The sequence below is a fragment of the Parviterribacter kavangonensis genome (assembly GCF_056863335.1).
Window position 1 is genome coordinate 749,878 of sequence record NZ_JBXPJA010000002.1, and the last position, 25,255, is coordinate 775,132.

Here is a 25,255-nt window from a genome sequence, read left to right on the forward strand (position 1 = left end):
TGAGCGGCAACTTCGCCTTCGAGAAGACGACGGCGAACGGCCAGTCCGTCATCGCCATCGCGATCAGCGGGCCGGACGACGACGGCGACGGCACCGCGGGCGCGAAGGTCGTGCTCGGCGACGGGACGACGACGTTCCTGACGATCAAGAACATCCGCGGCGCGATCCTCGTGACGAACGCCGGCATCGCGGCGGACATGACCGCGGCGCTCGCGCTCGGGCCGACGCTCGCGGCGAACTTCACGTTCAACACCGGCCCGATCAGCCTCGTCATCAACACGACGAACGTCGCGGTCAACCGCTCGTTCACGATCGGCGCGGACTCGTTCACGCTCAACGTCGCGGCGGGCCCGTACCTCCGCGTGCAGGTCGGCTCGCCGACGACGAAGGCCAAGGTCGCCGTCTTCGGCCAGAGCCTCGAGGGCGTCTTCCTCTTCGAGCAGCAGACGACGAAGGCCGGCGCCAAGGTCATCCGCATCGGCATGACCGGCGTCAACCTCTTCCTGGGCGACCCGGGGGCGGACAACGACGGGTTCGCCGGCACGGACAACGCGGGCGTGCGGTTCACCAATGTCACCGGCCTGCTGCTGATCACGCCGCTCGGCATCGCGGGCTCGATCACGGCCGGCAAGTCGACCTCCGGCAGCCCCGGCTTCGAGCTCGTCGGCCTCCCGAGCGGGTTCAACTTCTCCGCGAACCTCATCGTCGAGTTCAACACGCTCACCAGCGCGGTGAACGAGCAGTTCACCTTCCGCGACGACAACGGCACGGCCGTCACGAAGACGCTGAGCGTCCCCGTTGGACCGTTCGTGCGCGTCGCCGCCTACCAGACGCAGATCACGCTGTCGGGCAAGACGATCTCCGGCGACTTCCTCTTCGAGCGCGCGGTGAAGAAGGGGACGACGACCCCGATCCTCAAGATCGGCGTCGCGCACCTGAAGTTCGACGACGGAGCGAACGGGATCATCCAGGAGGCCTACGGCGCGTTCGTGGTCAAGCCGGGCGTCGGCGTCGCGGGCGTCTTCCTCGGGAAGGCCGGCAGCAACGGCTCGGCCGACGGCGGCGGGTTCTCGTTCGGCGCCAGCATCGGCCTCTCGATCAACACGACGAGCACGATCGTCAACGAGACGGTCGTCGTGAACGGCCAGGAGATCAAGATCGACCTCCAGGCGTCGCCGACGTTCCAGTTCCTGCTGCAGGACGTCGACTTCGACTTCGGCGGCTACTTCGAGATCCGCGGCAACTTCAAGCTGTCGAGCGGGAACTTCTCCGGCGACTCGCTCGAGGTCTTCGTCGGCAGCGGCCCGTCGCGCCTGGCGGACGGCTCGCCGAACCCGAAGGCGATCGGCGTGCTCATCACCGGCGCCTCGATCCACGTCAAGACCGCCGGCGCGGGCCAGTTCGCGATCCTCGTCAAGGGCCACCTGGCGCTCATCGGGCTCGACGGCCTGCAGCTCAGCGGCGACGTCGAGTTCTCGATGAACACGGGCGACGCGACGCTCGGCACCGGCCTCAGCGCCGGCGGCGTCACGCGCACGGTCGTGCCCGGCTCCTTCGCCTTCCTCGGCACGAACGTGCACTTCAAGGTCGGCACGCTGCTCGACATCGGCGGCAGCGTCGTCGTCACCCGCCAGCCGAACGGCACGCTCGACATCGCGCTCATCAACGCGTTCGTGAAGATCGTCGTCAACGGCCAGGACCTCTTCGAGATCGGCGGCACGGCGCTCTTCGAGATCAACGCGCTGACCGGCTTCCGGATGCAGTCGTTCAAGGTCTCCGGCTTCAAGGTCCTCGGCGACGTCGGCATCGCCGCGCCGGCGCCGACCCCCGTCACGCCGGGCAGCACGCTGCCGGCGCCGGGCCTGCCGCCGACGGCCGACCTCGCGAGCCCGCTGAACGGCGGCAAGATCGTCCGCCAGGACTTCAACGTCCAGCACTACATCGACGTCCAGTTCAACGACCGCAGCGGCGCCGGCATCAAGACCTCGACGATCATCGACCCCGACCAGGAGTTCGAGGTCCGCGTCAACGGCGACCTGGCCGCGATCACGGTCAACGGCACGCCGACGGCGGTCCAGGGCAAGCTCAACACCTGGCGCTACCAGTTCACGGGCTCGTTCCCGACCGACGGCGTCGTCACCGTGATCTTCAAGTCGAACGGGTTCTCGGACCAGAGCGGCCCCGGCGGCACCGGCGTCCCGAACATCGCCGAGACCGAGACGTTCTTCCTCGTCGCCTCGCCGACGGCCGCGCCGCCGCCGATCGCGGTGCTCGCGAACCCGGGCGCCGGCACGGCGATCACCGCGCTCGACCTCAACGCGCGCCGCTACATCGACGTCACGTTCACGAGCAACGACGGCAAGCCGATCCTCAAGAGCTCGATCACGAACAACCTCAAGCTGCGGGTCACGGGCTCCGGCGTCGCCGACCTCGACGTCACCAGCGCGGGCATCCTCAACGTGCTCGGCACGCCGATCCCCATCACCGGCACGAAGGCCGACGCGACGTCGGTCACGTACCGGTACTTCCTCAAGGACAAGACGACCACGAACCAGATCGACCTGTTCGTGGCGGGCGACGTCAAGGTCGAGTTCGTCCGCGACGACACGGTCGGCGCGAACAACTCCTTCTTCGCGACGTCGGCCGACGCGACGGCGACGAGCAACGGCACGACGCCGGCGACGAAGAACGTCGTCGGGCTGTCGCAGACGTTCACGCTGTCGGCCTCGGCGCCGGGCGCGGTCCCGACCGAGAAGCCGATCAGCATCGGCCCGCTCACGCTCCAGGGCCCGAGCATCGGCATCGCCGACATCGGCTTCGCCGACGGCATGCTCGTGCTGACGATCGCCATCGGCGTCGACCGGGCGAGCCTCGCCTTCGGCCAGACGCCGCAGCCGGCCGGCGGCCCGCCGCCGCCGACCGCGCAGTCGACCAGCGGGGTGAAGGTCGACCTGCTCGGCGTCCTCGGCACCTTCGACATCCAGGTCGACGCCTTCGGCCTGCTGAGCGGCAACTTCCGGGTCAACGTCCCCGGCAAGTTCGGCCTGCGCATCGCCGCGCTCGAGGCGGAGATCCCGGGCGTCATGCAGCTGAAGGCCGACGGCATCGCGGTCACCTACGACCCGAAGGGGCCAGTCAACCAGGAGATCGTCCGCATCAACAGCGCGACGATCGTCATGCCGTCGTTCAACATCACCGGCAAGATCCGGCCGTTCAACACGGCGTCCGGCCAGAACGTGGACCTGCCGGAGGGTCAGACCCAGCAGGGCGTCATCCCCGGCCTGATCATCCGCGGCAACGGCTTCCAGATCGGCACCGCCGAGCTCGCGTACGGCCTCGCCGCCCCGCAGACGCCCGGCAACGCGCTGACCGCCGCGACGGCCGATCCGAAGATCCGCTTCGGCGACATCCTCGAGTTCGACGACATCCGCATCGGCGTCAACAACCTGAACGTGACGATCGGCAGCGACGTCAAGTTCACCGGCTCGATCTACGTCGCGTCCGGCGGCGTGAAGTTCCTGCCCGGCCGCCCGATCTCGGCGACGATCAGCGACCGCCAGACCGCGGACGACGTCGACTCGCTGGGCCAGCAGGACACCGAGGCGATCCGGCTGCAGATCACGTTCGGTCCCGACGGCAAGTTCCAGAGCTTCCAGTTCGAGATCGACACGCTGCAGATCACGCTCGGCAGCTTCGTCACGCTGACCGCGCGCCAGGTCCAGCTCAACACCGGCGCCAGCGCCACCCAGGAGCTCATCTCCTTCCAGGCGATCGGCGCGAAGGTGAAGATCGGCGGCCTCGAGATCGCCGGCGAGGCGCGGAACTTCGCCTTCATGGGCGACGGGTCGTTCAAGACGAAGCAGGGCTTCGGCGTCTTCCTCAGCGTCGGCTCGGCGACGGGCGACAGCTTCCAGTGGCCGTCGTTCCTGCCCGTCCGCATCGACGCGATCGGGATCCAGTGGGACGACATCGAGAACAAGCCCGGCGACTTCGTCCTGACGCTGTCGGCCAGCGTCACGTCGATCGCGGGCGTTCCCGGCCTCGAGATCTCCGGCTCGATCCAGGGCATCAAGATCCAGCCGTCGCTGCTGGCCCAGGGCAAGTTCCCGATCATCGGGATCGACGCGATCGCCGTCCGCGTCAAGGGCAACATGTTCGGCGGCCAGATCGACGCCGGCCTGCTCGGCGGCATCCTCAAGCTGGACGCGAACTACAACATCATCCCCGTCTTCGACACGAACACGCCGGTCGCGAAGCGGGTCTTCTACATCGGCATCGAGGGCGGCTTCTCGCTCGCCGGCATGGCCGGGTTCACCATCCGCGTCGGCCTCAGCGAGCTCGGCCCGCTGCAGGCGTTCATCAGCGTCGAGGTGCCCGGCGGCATCCTGCTCGAGCCGAACACCGGCCTGACGATCAACAACTTCGCCGCGGGCGTCGAGTTCTTCAAGACGCTGCCGTCGATCGAGGATCCGTTCGCGCTGCGCAACCCGGAGTTCGGGCTGCCGACGAACCTCACCGCCGACCAGTGGCTGACCGGGCTGCAGCAGCAGGTCGCCCTGCAGGCGCGCCGGATCGCGGAGAACCCGTCGATGAACGGCTTCCTCGCCGCGTTCACCGCGCCGATGACGATCACGGGCTCGGCGAAGATCTACTCGATCTACACGTCGCAGCAGGTCTTCAACGGCCAGGTGATCGTGAAGATCTCGACCGACGGCAAGTTCCTGATCGTCGGCAAGCTCAACTTCGCGGGCGACAACATCTCGCTGAGCGGCAAGCTCTACGCCGACCTCTCGAAGGTCTCGAGCGGCAACGTCACCGTGCTGTTCCTGGCCGACGTGCCCGACCAGGTCCGGATCCTGACCGTCTACGGCAAGCTCAAGATGGGCTTCCGGAACTCGAGCAACCAGGAGGTCACGTTCGACGTGGTCCTGCCGGGCTCGAGCTCCGCGGGCGGCTCCAGCCCGCCGACCCCGGCCGTGGCGGGCCCGTCGTCCGCCGGCGTCATCGACGTCAACGCGGCGAACAACAGCCTGCACGGCACCCAGCGCTACATCGACGTCGTCTACACGCCGCCCGCGGGCGCGACGCTCGACCACGCGTGGATCCTGAGCAACGCGAGCAAGGTCCACGTCAGCGGCACCGGCATCACCGGCGCGACGATCCAGAAGGTCGTCCCGATCGTGATGGTCGCCACCAGCGACGGCCTGCTGCAGGCGGTCGAGCTGACCGTCGTCACCGTGGGCGCGAAGAAGCAGGTCATGCGCGGCACCGACGTCGTCCTCACCTCCGACGACCTCAACGGCGAGATGAACGACACGCAGCTGCTGGCGGCGGCGATGCGCAAGACCGGCTCGAACCGCTTCCGCTACGTCCTGCAGGCGGGCGCCGCCTTCCAGCCCGGCGACGTCACCGTCAGCTTCGACGCGGAGGCGTTCAAGAACCTCGACGTGACGACCGACGCCGGACCGGTGCCGGGCGCCAAGAACGCCGCCGGCATCTCGCTCACCTTCAGGGTCAACGGCCCGACCGCCCAGATCGTCGACCCGACGAACGGGGGCACGATCGACGTCAACGTCCTCAACGACCGCAACTGGATCGACGTCCAGTTCCTCGTCCCGACGATCCCGGGCCAGACGATCGCGCTCGGCATCGACGCCGGCTCCGTCCTCGACCTGACGCCGGAGTTCATCCTCAACGGGCCGGGCGTCGGCACGATCCGCGTCGACGACTCGCGCGCGCCGGTCGAGCTGGACCCGACGGGCCTGCCGACCGGGTCGAAGAAGTTCCGCTTCTGGCTGACGGGCCGCTGGAACCCGGACGGCGGCGCGGTCTCTCTGACCTACCTGGCGGACAGCTGGTCGTGGAACCTCGAGCAGACGTTCACGCTCGGCTCGCAGACGCTCGACCTCAGCACCGGCGAGAACTTCCTGACGGTCGTCTTCCCCGACGCCGCCAACGTCAACGACGCGTCCGTCACCGACGTCCCGGGGTCGGCGGCGGACTCGGAGATCCAGATCGCGATCGTCGACCCGAACGACCCGAACGGGACGCTCACCTTCGGCACGTCGGTGACGCGCTTCGGCTGGCAGGTCGCGCTCGCCGCGGTCGCGCCGACCAAGCTCCAGGCCGGCGTCTTCCGCTACAAGCTGACGATCACCCCGAGCGGCACGCCGACGACCGCGACGCTGGTGCTCCAGTACAAGTTCAACGACGGCAAGTGGGGGACGGGCTCGTCCACCGACAACGGCGCCGCCTCCGACGCGTTCGAGAACCCGAACACGAACGCCGCGATCCGCCAGACGCTGATCCTGTCGCAGAGCCTGCCGACGACCATCCGCGTCACGTTCCCGCCGACCGAGCCGACCAGCGGCTTCACGCTCGACCACATCACCATCACGGATCCGGGGACCGAGTTCGAGGACCAGGACACGAACCGCGCGGGCGTCCAGCTCTACGTCGGCAACGGCTGGATCGTCACCATCGACGAGACGCGCGACCTCGTGCGCGTGCCGAACACGACGCAGTACGACGTGCCGATCCTCGTCACGTTCAACCCGGCGCCGACGGCGATGAGCGTCACGTTCACCCCGCTGCTCGACAAGACCGGCAACCTGACGGTCGGCATCGGCTTCACCGGCACGACGACGGGCGGCACCCAGGGCGCGACGACGGTGACGTCCGACACGACCAGCTGGCTGGCGTCGCAGGTCGGCGACTCCGTCAACAACCGCACCTTCCTCGACGTGAAGTTCTCGCCGGTCACCGGCTGGGACCTCGACCCGGCGACCATCGGCGGCGACGAGCTCGACCTCTTCGGCATCGGCGCCGGCGGCTTCAGCGCGACGGGCAACATCCCGGTCATCCGGGTGAGCTCGGACACGTGGCGGTACATGCTCGACGGCGACTTCGCGCCGGGCGCCGTCGAGGTCCGCTTCGCCGCGGCCACGTGGCAGTCCAAGCCGCCGTCGACCGGACCGCCGGCCAGCCCGATCTCCAACCTCGGCTTCAGCCGCACCTTCCTCGTCGCGGGCGCGACGGCGGACCTGGTGCGGACGATCCCCGCGACCGCGACCGCCGGCGAGAAGATCGTCGCGCTGGGCGGCGGGGCGATCGGCCTCGACCGGATCACGAGCCTCGGCTACCTCGAGGTCACGTTCCGCCCGAGCAGCGGCAACGCCGTCGACCACGGCTCCATCAACGGCGGCGAGCTCGAGCTCCGCAACGCCGCCGGCACGCTCGTTCCGTTCACCGGCGCGCCCGTCCGCGTCGGCCAGACCGACACCTACCGCTACACGCTCGGCGCGCCGCTCGCGCTCGGCAAGTACACCGTCACCTTCGTCGCGGGCAGCTTCGGCGACACGGCAGGGATCCCGAACCAGGTCGAGGTCGAGGAGCTCACCGTCGTCGCCGCGACCGCCGCGCTCGACGATCCGATCGCCGGCCAGGTCATCAACGCGGGCGACCTGAACGGCCGCGGCTACGTCGACGTGACGTTCGCCGGCACGACCGTCGACACCAAGACGCTCTTCGATGGCGACGCCGAGGTCACGATCTCGAGCAGCGCCGGCGACACGATCGTCGTCGACGCCAAGCCGCTGCAGATCAGCGGCACGGTGTTCCGGTACTTCTTCACCGGCTACAAGGGCACCGGCACCCTGACCGCGTCGGTCGTCGCCGGCTCGTTCAAGGACATCGCCGGCGCCACGGTCGGGCCCGACACGACCATGACGGCGACCGCCGGCACCCCGAACGTCGCGGGGCTGTGGCTCGACGTCGTGTTCTCCCCGACGCAGGGCGCGACGGTCAACGAGTCGACGATCGGCAGCGACGACTTCACGCTCTCCGGCGCAGGGTCCGAGAGCCTGGTGTTCTCGAGCGCGACCAAGGTCGACGCGACGACCTGGCGCTACTTCTTCACCGGCAAGGTCTCGACCGGCACGATCACCGCGACGTTCGTGGCCGGCAAGTGGGCCGACAGCGACGGCAACCTCGGCACCGCCTCGACGAGCTCGTTCAAGACGATCGCGCAGGCGCAGTCGTTCTTCATCGAGCTGTCCGGCGGGATCATCCTCGAGGCCGCCGGCCTGACGAGCGAGCCGCTGCTCGAGCTCAAGGCCGAGGTCCTGCTCGAGATCGACACGAACCGCAAGGTCTTCACGCTGACCTTCAGCGGCCAGCTGAAGATCATCAAGCTCGGCACCGTCGGCGCGACGTCCGGCCGCTTCGTGCTCGACATGGGCGGCGGCTTCAGCGCGGCCCCGCAGTTCTGGGGCGTCGCGACGCTCGAGACGAACTTCTCGGCCCTCGAGCAGTACGGGATCTACCTGTTCGCCAAGGGCACGCTGCAGATCAACACGACGACGGCGACGAAGACCGAGACGCTGGTGCTCAAGGGGCTCGGCCCGAACGGCTCGGACGTCACGCGCACGTTCACCCTGCGGCCGCTGTCCTTCGCGCTCGAGGTCGTCGGCCAGCTGCGCGTCCGCCCGCCCGGCACCAGCACCGACCTCGTCCGGCTCCAGGGCGGCTACTACATCTCGATCGACCCGGCGAAGGTCCAGATCTACGCCACCGCGGAGATCTCCTTCGGCGTCGGCGACGCCCAGCTGACCTACGGCGAGGCGACCGGGCTGATCGTGGTCTCGACCGGCCTCGAGGCCGGCCGCAACCCGGGCGTGGCGGGCTACGTCAAGGTCGGCGCGTCCGCGGGTCTCGGCCTGCCGGGCGTCGGGAGCCTGTTCAAGGTCAGCGGCAGCGTCTCGGTGATGTTCAACACGACGCTCCAGGACCAGACGTTCAAGATCCCGGACGCGTTCCTGCCGCTGCTCAAGCCGGGCGACCCGACCTCGATCACGATCTACGCGGCCGCGCCGGGCCTCGACGGCGCCAAGCGCCCGAACGCGCCTCCGGGGGGCGAGGTCTACGCCTCGGCGACGATCCAGGCCACGATCCAGATCGGGCCGCTCGTCCTCGACGGCTTCATCCAGATCCAGGCGGCCGCCGGGTCCGCGGGGCTGCGCCTCGCCGTGACCGGCCTGGTCGGCATGCAGCTGCAGCCGCTGGGCGCCTTCGGCGGCACGCTGAACCTCGAGATCACGCTCGGGCCGAACCCGTCGGTCGCCGGCCGCATCTTCCTGGCGCTGACCGCCAACGGCATCCCGGGGGTGAAGTTCAACGGCGAGTTCCTGCTCGAGCTGAACACCTCGGCGTCCGACGCGACGATCCAGACCTTCAAGATCAAGCGCGACGCGCAGGGCAACTTCGCGGGCTTCGAGCGCAACGCCGCCGGCGGCCTCGTCGTGACGACGCAGACGCTGGGCGTCCACGCCGGCTTCCGCCTGACCATGTCGGGCGAGCTCGTGGTGCTCGACACGCTCGTCATCCAGGGCCGCGTCGACTTCCGCGTGGAGCTGGCCGGTGCGGATCCGGGGATCGAGCTGATCGTCAACGGCAAGCTCGCACTCGAGCCGATCGGCGGCATCACGCTCACCGACAGCGGCTTCCGCATCACGAAGGAAGGCCTCGTCGCCCGCATCCAGGTCAGCCTCGGCGCGGAGTTCGGCTCGAAGATCGGCCTGAAGTTCTCGGTGTCGGCGCTGGTCGCCATCAACACGACCTCGCGCACGCAGACGCTCGGGACGAGCACGGTCGCCCGCGGCCTGACGATCCGCATCGACGGCTCGGTCGAGTTCCTCGGCTTCGCCAGCGCGAGCGGCTTCGTCGAGATCAAGCTCGGCCCCGAGGGCTTCGAGCTGACGTTCGGCGTCGGCTTCACCCTCGGCGGCCTCAGCTTCCGCGCCGACGGCGGCGCCGTCGTCCGCGGCGGGGCGAACCCCGGCTTCGCGCTCCTGCTGAACATCCACGCGACCGCCGACGCCACGGTCTTCGAGATCGACGCCAGCGGCACGCTCCAGCTCAACACGATGAACCGCACCGAGCTGGGAATCAGCCCGAAGACGTTCCTGCTCGACCTGCACGGCAAGGTCACGATCCTCAAGGTCATCTCGTTCGAGGCCGGCCTGCGCGTCGAGGTCAAGAACGGCGGCTGGTCGTTCCTGGCGACCGCGAGCTTCGACTTCTTCGGCATCGCGTCGCTGAGCGGCTCGCTCTACCTCGACTCGCGCGGCAACTTCGACTTCCAGCTCAAGGGCGAGATCGTCCTCGGCACGCGGTCGTTCGGCATCGTCGGCGAGTTCTCGATCCGGTTCCGCAACCAGGTCTCGATCGTCAACGCCAACCCGTACTACGTCATCGAGATCTCCGGCAGCGCGCGCGTGTCCGCGCGGCTGTTCGGCATCAGCTTCGGCGGGCTCGGCGTCAGCTTCTCGGCGAAGCTCGAGGGCTCCGGCGGGAAGGTGAAGGTCGAGCTCTCCGTGACCGTCGAGATCGACCTGATCCTCGGCACCGTCTCGAAGACCGCGACGTTCACGATCGGCTACATCGAGCTCGGCCCGCCGCCGATCTACCTGGGCGGCCAGCAGGGCTCGCCGCAGACCTGGCCGGAGAGCGGCGGGGACCTGTGGCTCAACTTCGGCGGCCGCACGAGCAACCGCGACATCGCGGAGGAGATCACCGACGAGGAGATCCTCATCGAGCAGATCGACGGCGACGCGACCAAGGGCACGATCAAGCTCGTCGCGTTCGGCCGCACGCAGATCTACCCGAACGTCACGAAGGTGATCGGCCGGTTCGGCGGCGGCAACGACATCGTCAAGATCGCCGACTCCGTCAAGGTCGCCGTCGACATCGACGGCGAGGACGGCAACGACGTCATCGTCTACGGCGGCAGCAACAACGCGTCGGTCCTCAAGGGCGGCAACAACGACGACCTGCTCGAGACGAGCGGGGCGGCGAACGTCCTCATGGAGGGCAACGACGGCAACGACGTCCTCATCCACACGGGCACGGGCACCGCGACGATGAAGGGCGGCGACGGCGCCGACCAGATCTTCGGCGGGACGACCAGCGACGTCCTCGAGGGCGGGGCCGGCAACGACGCGCTCGTCGGGCCCGGCAAGACCTTCAAGGGCGAGGGCGGCGACGACCTCATCCAGGTCCTCATCACGACCCTCGACGACCTGGTCATCGACGGCGGCACCGAGACCGACCGCCTCGAGATCACGCTCGGCGACACCGCGGACACGATCGACCTCAGCAAGCTGAGCGCCTCGTCGCTGCGGATGAAGCTCAACAACAAGGACCGCGACCTGCTGGGCATCGAGAAGCTGTCGATCGACGCCCGCGCCGGTGCCGACACGTTCGTCATCCGCGACATCCGGGACAGCGGACTGACCGAGCTGACGCTCGACCTCGGCAAGCGCGTCGTCATCAACGGCACGCGCAGCGAGACGAAGGGCACCGCGCCGAACACCTACACGCGCGAGGTCCCGAACGAGGTCGTCTCGCCCGACGTCAGCGGCGACTCGGTGACGATCTACGGCGGCGACGCCGTCGCGGACAAGTTCACGATGAGCCAGACGGGCGGCGTCATCACCGTCAACCGCGACCTGACGAACGGCACGACGCTCTACGACGTCCTGCTCAAGTCGAGCGTGCGCGGCGAGGGCGACAAGCTCACCATCGACGCCGGCAACGGGAACGACCTGCTCGACGCCTCCGGCCTCAACGCGGGCAACGCCGACCTCATCGCGGTGACGCTGGTCGGCGACGACGACAACGACACGCTCATCGGCACGAAGTGGAACGACGTCCTCAACGGCGGCCTCGGCAACGACACGTACACCGGCGGCTTCGGGCTCGACACGTTCATCGACGCCGGCGGCGCGTCGGACAAGCTCGTCGAGACGTTCGACCTCGACATGGGCCTGTTCGACAACGCGTTCATCGCCGGCTCGGTCGGGATCCCGACCGACGCGCAGCTCGACGCGGTGTTCGCGACGCTCGGCCTCGACGAGTCGACGCTGCTGCACATGGCCGGCGTGTGGACCGGCAGCTCCACCCTCGAGCTGACCGGCGGCATCTTCGAGCTGGCCGAGCTGACGGGCGGCGCGGCCGCGAACACGATCGTCATCGGCGACCGCGACGGCCTCATCAGCGTCGGCGGCAACGACGTCCCGGTCCGGCCGTGGGACGGCGACGTCACGATCGACGGCGCCGGCGCGCGCGACCTCGTCGTCGTCAACGCCGAGGGCGCCTCTGGCGCGCGCGTCCACGTCAACGACACCGGCGCGGCGGGCGCGAAGGACGAGCTGTACGTCAACGGCACGAGCGTCGGCGAGCTGGTCACGATCGGCACGGCGACCTCGCCCGCGCGCGGCGTCATCACGGTCGCCCCGGCGTCGTACGCGAACACGATCGTCGTCGACCACCGCGGCCTCGAGCGCGTCACCGTCTCCACGTTCGAGGGTGACGACCGCGTCGCGGTGAAGGCGATCGACGTCGACCTCCGCGTCCTCGCGGGCACCGGCGACGACGACATCGCGGTCGGCAGCAACGCCCAGGGCTCCGGCACCACGTTCACCAACACCGGCGGCACCGTCGACGCGATCCTCGCCCGCCTCCAGGTGACCGGCGGCAGCGGCATCAACGGGCTCTCCGTCGACGACGGCGCCGACACGTCCGACAACGTCGGCGAGCTGACCTCGACCACGATCAGCGGCCTCGACATGCGGCTCGTCGGCGGCGCCCCCAACAGCGGCGTCATCGACTACCTCGCGTTCTCGTCGCTGACGATCGCGCTCGGCACCGGCGACGACACGTTCCTCATCAAGAGCACGCACACCGGAACGACCGAGATCACCGGCAACAACGACACCGGCGACACGATCTACGTCCAGTCGATCTCCGCGCCGACGCGGATCGACGCCGGCGCCGGCGACGACGTGGTCAAGGTCGGCAGCACCGCCGGCAACGCCGTCGCGTCGCCGGGCAACCTGCTCGGCATCACCGCCGCGCTCGAGATCATCGGCGGCGCCGGCGAGGACAAGATCTACTTCGACGACACCGCGACGACCAGCGACAACATCGGCGTGCTGACGCCGGAGTTCCTCGCCGGCCTGGGCATGGTGCTCAACGGCACCGCGTCGAGCGTGCCGCGCGTCCAGGAGATCAGCTTCGAGAACGCGACCGGCGGCACGTTCAAGCTCGGCGTCACGGGCAAGGGCACGACCGCGGCGATCGCGTACAACGCGACGGCGGCGGCCGTCCAGAGCGCGCTCGAGACGATCCTCGGCGCCGGCAACGTCACCGTCACGAAGACCGGCGGCCGCTGGACCGCCACCTACCGCAACGCGCTGGCGGGCGACGCCGGCCGCCTCCTCGCGCCGATCACGATCGACGGGTCGCAGCTGACCGGCAGCAGCGTGACGACGCTCGTCGCCGACGTCCCGGCGATGCCGAGCCTCGTCCAGGTCATCACGGTCGCCAACGCGGTCGACGGCCGGTTCAAGCTCGTCGTCGGCAGCGAGGAGACGACCGAGCTCGACTTCGACGCGAGCGCCGCCAAGGTCCAGTCCGCGCTCGAGGCGCTGACGTCGATCGGCGCCGGCAACGTCGCGGTCACGAAGGCCGGCACCCGCTGGGTCGTCGCCTACCGCGGCGCGCTCGCCGGCGCCGCCGGCCGCGCGCTCGCCGGGTTCACGTTCGCCGAGTCGGCGCTCTTCCCGCTCGTCGCGGCGCCCGGCCAGTCGCTGGTCAAGACCGTCGGCACGATGACCGACGGCCGCCTCGACTACACGGGCTTCGAGGAGATGGAGCTCAACCTCGGCTCCGGCAACGACGTGCTCAACGTCGACGGCACGCTCGGCGACGGCATCTCCGGCCGCAAGACGACCGTCAACGCCGGTCCGGGCGCCGACCGCATCTTCGTCGAGACGACCGGCAGCGAGACCCGGATCAACGGCCAGGCCGGCGACGACTGGCTCGTCGTCAACGCGCTCGCGGCGCTGCCGCGGCCGTACAACGAGGTCGTCACCCAGACGCTGACGCTCGACGGCGGCGCGAACTCCGACACGACCGTCGTCACGCTCTTCGGCAAGGGCAACACGACGATCGCCGCGCTCGACACCGTCTACGACGGCGGCACGAACCGGCTCTTCGTCTACGGCTCGGCCGACAACGACGACTTCCTGTTCCGCACCGGGCTCATCGCGCTGCTGAACACGAAGGACCAGTTCAACCGCTACACGCTCGCCGAGAAGGTCACCTACTCGACCGGCATCAACGGCGGCGTCGTGGTCAACGGCCTCGACGGCAACGACGGCTTCTACCTGGACGACGCGTCCGCCTCGCTCGTCGTCAACGGCGGGTCGGGCAACGACTTCTTCCAGGTCGGCCAGCTCTACACCAACTACGTCGCCAACGCCGACTTCCCGGCCACCGACTTCGAGAACACGACGCGCGGCCTGCTCACACCGGGCGTGTCGGTCGGCGCGATCATCAACGGCGGCACCGGCGACGACACCTTCCAGATCTTCCGGAACAAGGGCCCGCTGCAGCTGTTCGGCGAGGCCGGCGACGACACGTTCATCATCCGGACGTTCATCAACAAGGACAAGTCGACGACGGTCGACTCCGGCGGCGGCCGCGACTTCATCACCTACGTGGCGAACGCGCCGGTCTCGATCGACGGCGGCGACGGCTACGACACGGTCGTCGTGGTCGGCACCGAGGAGCGCGACACGTTCGTCATCACGTCGAACGGCGTGTACGGCGCCGGCCGCTTCATCTCGTACCTCAACGTCGAGAACCTCGTCATCGAGGGCATGGAGGGCGACGACACCTTCTACGTGCTGTCGACGAACCCGAACGTCGAGACGAGCATCTTCGGCGGCCTCGGCAGCGACACGGTCAACGTCGGCACCGACGCGCCCGCCGTCCAGGCGAACGACCTGCTCGGCCACAGCGGGCTGCTCGGCCACACGGTCACGAGCAACGTCGAGGCCTCGAACATCCTGTGGGTCCCGGTGCCGGTCGACGGCATCGGCGCCGAGATCGTCGACAGCGACGCGCCGGGCGTGATCATGACCCCGCTCGTCGGCACGCTGACGGTCTCCGAGGGCGGCTCGTCGCAGCTCTACACCGTCGCGCTCGCGTTCCCGCCGACCACCGACGTCGAGATCACGCTGACGGTCCCGCCGCCCTCGCCGTCCGACGAGGCGATCCGGTCGAAGTCGGTGCTCCTGTCGCTCGACGGCACGACGTGGCAGAGCTCGGTGACGCTCGTGTTCGCGAAGGGCGCGGCGATGACGGTGGTCAAGAACGTCTTCGTCAAGGCCGACTTCGACCTGTCCTCCGAGGGCATCCGCGTCGCATCGCTGCTCGGCATGGTCATCGGGCGCGTCAGCGGCACCGCGACGGGCGGCACCGCGACGACGCTGACGACATCCGGCACGCCGTTCGCGGGCCTGACGCTGCCGGGGACCGAGCTGGTCATCACCGGCGGCACCGGCTCCGGCCAGGTGCGCAAGGTGCTGTCGGGGACCGGCAGCTCGCTGACGGTCGACAAGGCGTGGGACGTCACGCCGGACGGCACGAGCCTGTACATGCTCCGCGGCGTCGGCAACTACGCCGGGCTCCAGATCCCGATCACCGGCACGCGCGTCCTCGACGACGACGCCGTCGGCGTCGTGATCACCGAGCAGTCCGGCGGCACGCGCGTCATGGAGGGCGACGCAGTCGGGACGACGTACACGGTCCGCCTGATGAAGGCCCCGCTCGCGCCGGTCACGGTGACGATCAAGCCCGACGGCCAGGTCGTCGTCGGCGGCAGCGGCGTGAACGTCGCGAACGGCATCGGCACCGTCACGTTCGCCATCGGCGAGTTCGAGAAGACGATCACCGTCACGGCCAAGCCCGACAGCGACATCGAGGGCTTCCACTTCGGCTACATCGATCACACCGTCGCGAGCACCGACACGTACACGGGCACCGTCGCCGGCACGACGGCGCGCATGGACGAGTTCTACGCGGCTCTCGCGGACGTCGGCACCGCGACCGGCGGCCTGCGCGGCATGTACGTGCGCATCACGTCGGGCACCGGCGCCGGGCAGATCCGCCCGATCTGGACGAACGCGCAGACGACGCTCAACGGCGCGCCGGTGAACCTCGTCGTGACCCAGGGCGACTGGGACGTCAAGCCGGGCACGGACAGCACGTTCGAGATCTACGGCTACAGCTCGCCGTCGGTCGCGAAGCTCGACGGGACGATCACGCAGGTCAGCGGCGACCGGAAGACCGTCACGATCACGCTGAAGGAAGGCTCCGTGGCGCCGGCGGTCAACGCGCTCGTCGGTGCGACGCTGCGGCTCGCGACGGGGACGGGGAACCGCTTCTACCGGACGATCGTCGCCAACACCGCCGACACGATCACCGTCGACGCGCCGTGGGCCAGCGGCGACGTGGCCAACGGCGTCGACGTCGCCGTCCAGGGCGTGCCCGGGCTGCTCATCGACCGCGTCGCGGCGTACGTCGCCGACGACGACACGCGCGGCGTGATCATCACGGAGAGCGACGGCGCGACCCGGGTCGTCGAGGGCGGCGCGACGGACACGTACACCGTGCGGCTGACGCAGGCCCCGAGCGCGGGCGAGACCGTCAAGGTGAAGATCAAGGCGCTGCCGACGCAGACGTTCAACGCGGCCGTCGGCGAGACGAGCCTGAAGAACGAGGTGCAGCTCGAGATCAGCCTCAACGGCGTCGACGGGTGGGCCGCCGATCTCGAGCTCAGCTTCACCGACCTCTCCACGAAGACGGTCTACGTCCGGGCGAAGGACGACTCGTTCGTCGACGGCGGCGACTACCAGGCGTTCCCGGACCGGGCGAACCGCGTGAACCTCGTCCAGGGCCCGCTCTATGTCGGCGGCGGCACGAACCAGAACGCCACCTACAACCTCGATCTCACGAACTACCTGCCGGTCATGCTGCCCGGCGAGTCCTCGGGCAACCCGCTGATCCCGGCGACGAGCACGTTCAACGTCGACGAGACCAAGCAGGTCGACACGCTGAACGTCTTCAACACCGACAGCCCGGCGAACGACGTCGGCCTGCTGACGCCGTCGCGGCTCAGCGGCCTCGGGATGGGCCCGGACACGATCATCGGCGGCCGGTCGCTGAAGGGCGGCATCACCTACGGCGCCCGCGACGGCAGCTGCGCGACGACCTCGTCGCAGGACTGCATCGAGGCGCTGAACATCCACCTCGGCTACGGCAACGACTTCTTCGGCGTCCCCGGCACGCACCTCGGCACGACCGCCATCTGGGCCGGCCGCGGCAACGACGTCCTCGGCCTGCGGTCGATCGCCGGCCACACCGCGGTGTTCGGCGAGCAGGGCGACGACCTCGTCCGCATCGGCACGCAGGTCCCGGTCACGCCGGCCGACCCGACGACCTTCACCGGCACGCTCGACCAGATCCGGGCCGCGCTCGCCGTCGACGGCGGCACCGGCTTCGACCGCGTCGTCGCCGACGACACGTTCGACCTCGAGGGCAACCTCGGGACGCTGACGCCGACCACGCTGACCGGGCTCGACATGGTCTCCCGCGCCGGCCTGGACCGCCTCTACGCGCTGCGGATGCAGAACGCGCAGACGCTGACGATCACGATCGCCGGCATCGGCTTCATCGACATCCCGGTGGCGACGCTGATCAGCGCGACCGACCCGGCCGCCTACCTCGCCGGCGTCCTGCAGCAGCTCATCTACCCGGGCACCGTCCAGGGCACGACGGCCTTCTCCTGCGGCCTGAACGCTCCGAAGCAGAGCCGCTGCTCGCAGAGCGTCTTCGTCTGGCAGGTCGGCAACGACTTCCTCGTCGGCCTCCGCGGCGAGCAGCAGGGCGAGCTCTCGCCGCCGGTCTTCGCCTTCGACCGCAACCCGGCCTACAACGCGACGACCGAGCTGCGGGTCAACGGCCTCACGTACTACGGCCTCGAGGTCCTCGACCTCGGCCTGGGCCCCGGCGACGACGTCCTCAACATCCAGGGCACCGGCGCGACCTACAACACGAACATCGCCTTCGGCGAGGGCAACGAGCGGGCGTACGTGTCGTCGCTCGCGAACGTCGGCCTGCTCGAGAAGCCGGACTACCTGCCCGGCACGCTCGACTTCATCTTCGGCACGCTGAACCTCGACTTCGGCACCGGCCGCCACCAGCTGCTCATCAGCGACGAGGCGTCGACGGCCGGCGACGACGCGGTCATCACGCGCACGCGGCCGACGGCGATCGCCAAGGACGGCCGCCCGACCGCCGGCGGCGAGATGGCCAACGCCGACATCTACATCGTCGGCCTCGCGCCGCGGCCGATCACGTACCGCACCGACGCCGCGGGCACGCTGGCCGACGGCGTCACGATCTGGACCGGCTTCGGCAACGACAAGCTGCTCGTCGACGCAACGCACAAGCGCGCCGGCGTCCAGACGATCACGAGCCTCAACACCGGCCTCGGTGACGACGAGGTCCAGGTCGCGCTGAGCTCGACGCTCGACGACACCTTCGTGCTCAACACGCAGGGCGCGTACGAGCAGGTCCTGCCGGGCGTCTCGCTCTTCGGCGGCGACGACCTGCTGCCGGCCGACCAGGTCCTCGGCGTCACCATCGGCGGCGCCGCGCTCACCGCCGGCCAGTTCTTCGGCAACGCCACGCTGGACGAGGTCGGCCTGACGCAGAGCCCGCGCCTGACCGGCGGGACGTGGCAGACCACGGGCATCTCGACGCGCCGCTACCTCGCCGAGGTCCTCGAGACGCCGGCCGGCGCCAACGGCGCGATCACGCTGACCCTCACCACGGCGCTGCAGGCCGGCGACGTGCTCACCGTCTGGGTCAACGGCGTGCTCACGCCGCAGCCCGTCGTCCCGGCCGGCCAGGACATCACCATCAACGCGATCGGCAAGGCGCTCGTCCGGGTCCTCATCACGCGCGACGGCACCGCGACCTTCACCGGCCCGCAGGTCACGGCGTCCGACAAGGACAAGGTGCGCGGCGGCAGCTCGACGCTTCCGCTGATCGTCTTCGGCGGCCAGGACGACGACGACCTCGAGGGCGGCCAGGGCGGCGACCTCATCTTCGGCGACCGCGGCCGGGTGCTCTTCTTCGAGACCGTCAACGGCGTGGCCACCGTCCCCGTCATCGCCGGCCCGGGCATCGACGGCGCCGCGCTGGCGACGCTCGAGGCGGCCGCCAAGACGGTCGTCGGCCACGGCGGCCCGGGGGACAAGACCTCCTACGGCACACCGCTCCCGATGGGGCTGATGATCAGCGTCGACACGCTCATCGGCGGCGACGACAAGATCAACACCGGCCTCGGCGACGACCGCGCGGTCGGCGGCGCCGACGCCGACACGATCAACGTGGGCGAGGGCAACAACGTCGTCATCGGCGACAACGGCTTCGTCGACATGGCCGTCGTCGACAAGAACGCGGCCGACATCGACCGCATCTGGAGCACCGACCCGAACACGGGTGGCAGCGACGACATCACCACCGGCGCCGGCACCGACATCGTCATCGCGGGCGAGGACGGCGAGAAGATCGTCGAGACCCGGACGGGCAACGACGTCGTCCAGACCGTCGTCGCCACGACGCTCAAGGGCGACAAGGTCAACGCCGGCGGCGGGCGCAACGTCGTCCTCGGCGACAACGGCAAGGTCACCTCGGCGGTCGCGGACACGTCGCGCTTCGGCTCGCTGCCGATCACGCTGGGCATCGTCGAGACGACCGACCCGCAGATCGGCGGCGGCGACGCCATCACCACCGACGGCGGCGACGACGTCGTCCTCGGCGGCATCGACGGCGACACGATCAACGCCGGCGACGGCACGAACGTGGTCCTCGGCGACAACGGCTACGTCGACTGGACGGCGCAGGAGCGGTTCCCGACCATCGCCGGCGGCAAGCTGGAGGGCGACGACCTCGACCCGGCCGACATCGACCGCATCTGGTCGACCGCGACCGACGACGGCGGCAGCGACGCGATCACCACCGGCAGCGGCGACGACGTCGTCATCGGCGGCGAGGACGGCGAGACGATCGAGGACGCCCAGATCACGACGCACTCGGCGCAGGCGCCGACCACCGTCACGACCGGCACCACGGGCGACACGATCACGACCGGCGCCGGCCGCGACACGGTCTTCGGCGACAACGCGCGGATCTCCGCGTCGCAGTTCAACACCGCGCCGACGACGAACGTCCCGATGACCTTCGCCGTGCTCGAGAGCACCGCGCTGAACACCGGCGGCGACGACGTCATCAACACCGGCACCGGCGAGGACGTCGCGATCGGCGGCGCCTTCGACGACACGATCGACGCCGGCGCCGACGACGACCTCGTCCTCGGCGACGCGGTGCGCCTCGTGGTCCGCTTCGACGCGAACGGCAACCGCGTCCTGACCGATCCGCGGTTCCAGTCGCTGCTGACCGGCCTGATGTACATCTTCGACGGCACCGACCTGAGCGGCCGCCTGAACCTCCCGGCCGACACGCTGCTGGAGTCGACGTGGCGCGCCTACCGCGATCCGGACGGCAACGGCCTCGCGATCCCGCTGTGGGTCTCGTACCGGATCGTGGAGCTGTGGCACACCGACCAGATCCAGGCGGGCACCGACGCGACCGCCGGCCCGGACAGCTTCGGCGACGACTACCTCGCCGGCGGCACCGGCCACGACTCGATCTTCGGCCAGCTCGGCGACGACGTCATCCAGGGCGACGGCTCGATCGCCGGCAAGCTCGCGGGCGCGCCCGTCAAGGCGGTCCGCGTCGACGACGGCGCCGGCGGCACCGTCCTGACCGTCGTCGGCTCGGTCGAGAACGCGCTCGACGGCGACGACTACATCGAGGGCGGCGGCGGCTCCGACACGATCTTCGGCGGCCTCGGCCAGGACGACCTGATCGGCGGCTCGTCGAGGCTCTACAGCCTCGATCAGGCGACCGAGCGGCCCGACGCGGGCGATCGCATCTTCGGCGGCGCGGGCACGCGGATCAGCCAGAACTACCTCGTCGCCTCCGGCGACACGATCTACGCCGACCGCGCGACGCGCGACGCCGACGCGATCGCCGGCGACAACGCGAACATCTTCCGGATCGTCGGCATCAACGGCGGCGACCTCGGCGGCCTGACGCTGCGCTTCAACTGGGACGGCGACCAGACGATCAACGCGACGATCAACGGGATCCTCGTTGCGCTCACGATCGACCAGTACGCCGCGCGGGCCATCGTCGTGCGCGGGATCGAGCTGCTCGACTACACGCCGGGCGGCCCGGACCGGCAGGGCGCGGGCGTCCTGACCTCCGACCGCGGCGGCAACGACGAGATCCACGGCGAGAGCGGCGTCGACTCGATCTACGGCGCCAAGGGCGACGACGTCCTCTTCGGCGACAGCGAGGACGACGACCTGATCGGCGGCTGGGGCAACGACTGGATCTCCGGCGGCGCCGGCGAGGACGGCGTCCTCGGCGACGACGGCCGCATCCTGACGAGCCGCAACGGCACGACCGCCGAGTCGCTGTTCGGCATCGCCGGCCTGCTCACGAGCGACGCGGACACGCGCACGGCCAACGGCAACGTCCTGAACGAGCGCATCACGACGCCGGGCGAGATCCAGGTCGCCTACATCAACCTCGCGGGCCGGCTGAACAAGACGGTCGACCTGACGCCGTTCAACGTCCAGCTCTACAACCCGCTCAACACCATCCAGGACCCGCTGTGGCGTCCGGCCTACGCCGACGACATCATCTTCGGCGGCCTCGGCGACGACTTCCTGCACGGCGGCGCCGGCGACGACGCGGTCTCGGGCGCCGAGGCGCTGCGCGCGGACTCGACCGCCACGCAGGGCTGGCTGATGGCGGGCAGCGCGGCGAGGCGCAGCGACTTCCTGTCCCCGTACAACCCGGGCAACGCGCTGGCGTTCGCCAACGGCGAGTTCGCGCTCTACGACGAGTTCGACCCGCGGGCCGAGATCCGGCTGCAGGGCCCGGGCGGGTCGCTCCGGTTCTTCCTGACGAACGCGATCGACGAGGGCCCGGCCCAGACCGCGACGGTCGACGGCACGCCGAAGACCGTGTACTCCGACGGCAACGACGTCGTCTTCGGCGACCTCGGCAACGACTGGCTCGTCGGCGGCACCGGCCGCGACACGCTGTGGGGCGGCTGGGGCAACGACCTCCTGCAGGCGGACGACGACCTGACCTCGTCGCCGGCCAACCAGACGCCCGACACGCATCCGGACTACGAGGACCGCGCCGTCGGCGGCGCCGGCCTCGACGTCCTGATCGGCAACACGGGCGGCGACCGGCTCATCGACTGGGTCGGCGAGTTCAACTCGTACATCGTCCCGTTCTCGCCGTTCGGCATCGCGACCGTGAGCCGCCAGGTGCCGCCGGGCCTCTACGACTTCCTCTACGTGCTGGCGAAGGCGCAGGGCGCCGATCGCACCCGCGCGAGCGACACCGGCGGCGACCCGGCCCGCAACGGCGAGCCGAACGGCGAGATCGGCCTCATCACCCAGCAGGACTCGTCGCTCTGGCAGGAGCAGACCGGGGGCCCGCGCGATCCGCAGCCCGGCAACGTCCCCGGCGGGCGCCGCGACGTGCTGCGCTCGGCGAGCTTCGACGACGCCACGATGCAGGGCTTCTTCGTCGACAGCGGCACGTTCACCCCGACGGGCGGCCGGCTGAGCGTCTCGGCGACGGCCCTCGGCGGCGACGCGGTCAGCGTCTTCTACGTCGACGACTACCTCCCGATCTACTACGAGGTCCGCGCGTCGATCAGCACGCAGAAGCCGCTCGCGGGCTGGAACGCGAACGCGTACGTCATCTTCGACTACCTCAGCCCGACCAACTTCAAGTTCGCCGGCATCGACGTGTCGCTGAACAAGTTCGTGATGGGCCAGCGCGACGCGACCGGGTGGAAGGTGCTCGCTCAGTCGCCCCTCCAGGTCAAGCCGGACACCTGGTACGACGTCCTCGTCGCGGTGAACGGCACCACGGTCAGCGTGGTGGTCGACGGGGCGACGGCCTTCACGTACACGTTCCCGACGCAGATCGTCAACGGCGTCGTGTCCGCGCTCAACAAGGGCATGATCGGCGTCGGCTCCAACAACGCGCGCGGCCAGTTCGACAACATCGCGGTCCAGGTCCTGCCGCCGCAGATCACGCTCGATCGCACGGAGAACTTCGACAGCTCGCCGCCGCCGCTCTTCCCGGCGCCGTCGTCCGGCTCGTGGACGACGTCCGGCGGCCGGTACACGACGACGGCCGGCACGACCCCGTCGATGAGCGCGGGCAACGTCGGGCGCGCGCTGGACTACTCGGCCTACGTCGAGCTCTCGGCGACGATCCGGACGACCGGCACCGGCGGGATCTTCTTCGACGCGTACCCGAAGCGCGGCGAGTGGAAGTTCGCGGCCATCGACGTCGTCGGCCAGCGCGTCGTCATCGGCCACATGTCGAGCCGCGGCCTCGTCATCGACGCCCTCGTCTCGCGGGCTCTGACCGCCGGCGCGGACGTGACCCTCGCGCTGACGCTCAAGGGCGCGAGCGTCTCGGTCAGCGTGAACGGCATCTTCGCGGTGAGCTTCGGCTTCAACGCGGCGCTCGCCGACGGCGCGTTCGGCACGCTCGGCCTCTCGGGCACGACGTCCTTCGACAGCTTCCGCATCCGGACGAACGACCCGTCGTTCCCGCCGTCGTCGCCGACGACGCTGCCCGCGGTCTCCGCCAACAGCACCGGCGTGATCGAGGGCAACAGCGGCACGAAGCAGGTCGCGATCCTGCTGACGCTCTCGCAGCCGGCTCTGGGCGGCGAGACGGTTCGCTGGGCGACGGCGAACGGCACTGCGACGGCCGGGAGCGACTTCATCGCCGGCTCCGGCACGGTGACCTTCGCCGCCGGGGCCACGAGCGCGACGGTCTTCGTGACGGTCAACGGCGACGCCACGTGGGAGAACGACGAGACGTTCGCGATCGTGCTCTCCGACGTCACGGGGCTGACGCTCGGCGCGACCACGGCGCTCGTCACGGTCCAGAACGACGACGCGGCGGCCGTCCCGTCCGTCTCGGTGGCGGCGACGACGCCGTCCGCGAGCGAGTCGGGTCCGGTGGCCGGCAAGTTCACCGTGAGCCGCTCGTCCTCGGCCGGCGCCGTCGCGATCGCGCTGCAGTGGGGCGGCACGGCGACGAGCGGCGACTACACGGTCTCGGTCACCGGCGGCACGCTGTCGGCCGACCGCCTGACGCTGACGCTCGCCGACGGCGCCGCCAGCGCGGTCATCACGATCACGCCGGTCGCCGACACGGCCACGGAGGGCACCGAGACGGTGACCCTCGCGATCGGTGCGAGCAGCGCCTACACCACCGGGTCGCCGTCGTCGGCGACGGTGTCGATCGCCGACGCGACGACGACGCCTCCGCCCACGACGCCGTCCGTGTCGATCGCCGACGCCACGATCACCGAGGGCAACAGCGGCACCACGAACGTCACGCTGACGATCACCCTGTCGGCCGCCTCGACGTCGCCGGTGACGGTGACGATCGCCACGGCGAACGGCACCGCGCTGGCCGGCAGCGACTACCAGGCCAAGACGGCGACGGTGACCATCGCCGCGGGGGCGACGAGCGCGACCCTGACCATCGCGATCACCGGCGACACGACGAACGAGTCGAACGAGACCTTCACCGTCTCGATCACCGGCGCGACGGGCGCGACGATCGCCCGCAAGACCGGGACCGTGACGATCGTCAACGACGACAAGCCGGGCAACGCCAAGAGCCTCACCGCCACGAGCGAGGGCCCCGGCACGACGTCGACGCTGTCGCTCGACGCCGCGAAGACGCTGCTGCGCCGCGCCGTCGCGCTGTGGGTCGCCGCCGGCGCCGCGCCCGGCCAGTTCTCAGGCGTGCGGCTCGAGATCGGCGAGCTCGGGGGCCGCGCGCTCGCCGAGACGACCGGGACGACGATCGTCCTCGACGCGAACGCCGCCGGGTGGGGCTGGTGGACGGGCAAGTCGGCGCCGAAGTCCGGCGACGTGGACCTCCTCACGGTGCTCGTCCACGAGCTGGGCCACGTGCTCGGCCTCGAGCACAGCGACGAGGGCGTCATGGAGGCGGAGCTCGCGCCCGGCGTCCGGCTGCTGCCGATCTCCATCGGCGTCAAGGCGCGCAAGAAGATCAGCGCCCGCCGCCACGCGAAGACGAAGCGCCACGCTCACGGCAAGCGCGCTCGTGCGCACCGTCACGAGACGAAGCGTTAGGACATCCGTCTAGTCGGGCGCTCCAACCGTCAAGCCGGTGGGTTACGGTCGGC

Annotated in this window: 1 protein-coding gene (cut by a window edge); it reads left to right on the top strand. The window is 69.9% G+C overall.

From position 1 onward, the window contains the following. Nucleotides 1-25,202, top strand: partial view of an FG-GAP-like repeat-containing protein gene (locus AC1UE4_RS19275; protein ID WP_482918932.1) — the 3' portion only. 24,988 nt of this gene lie to the left of the window's left edge; 25,202 of the gene's 50,190 nt are visible here — the last part of the coding sequence; the start codon falls outside the window, past its left edge; the stop codon is at nucleotides 25,200-25,202. Nucleotides 25,203-25,255: the final 53 nt, after the last annotated feature.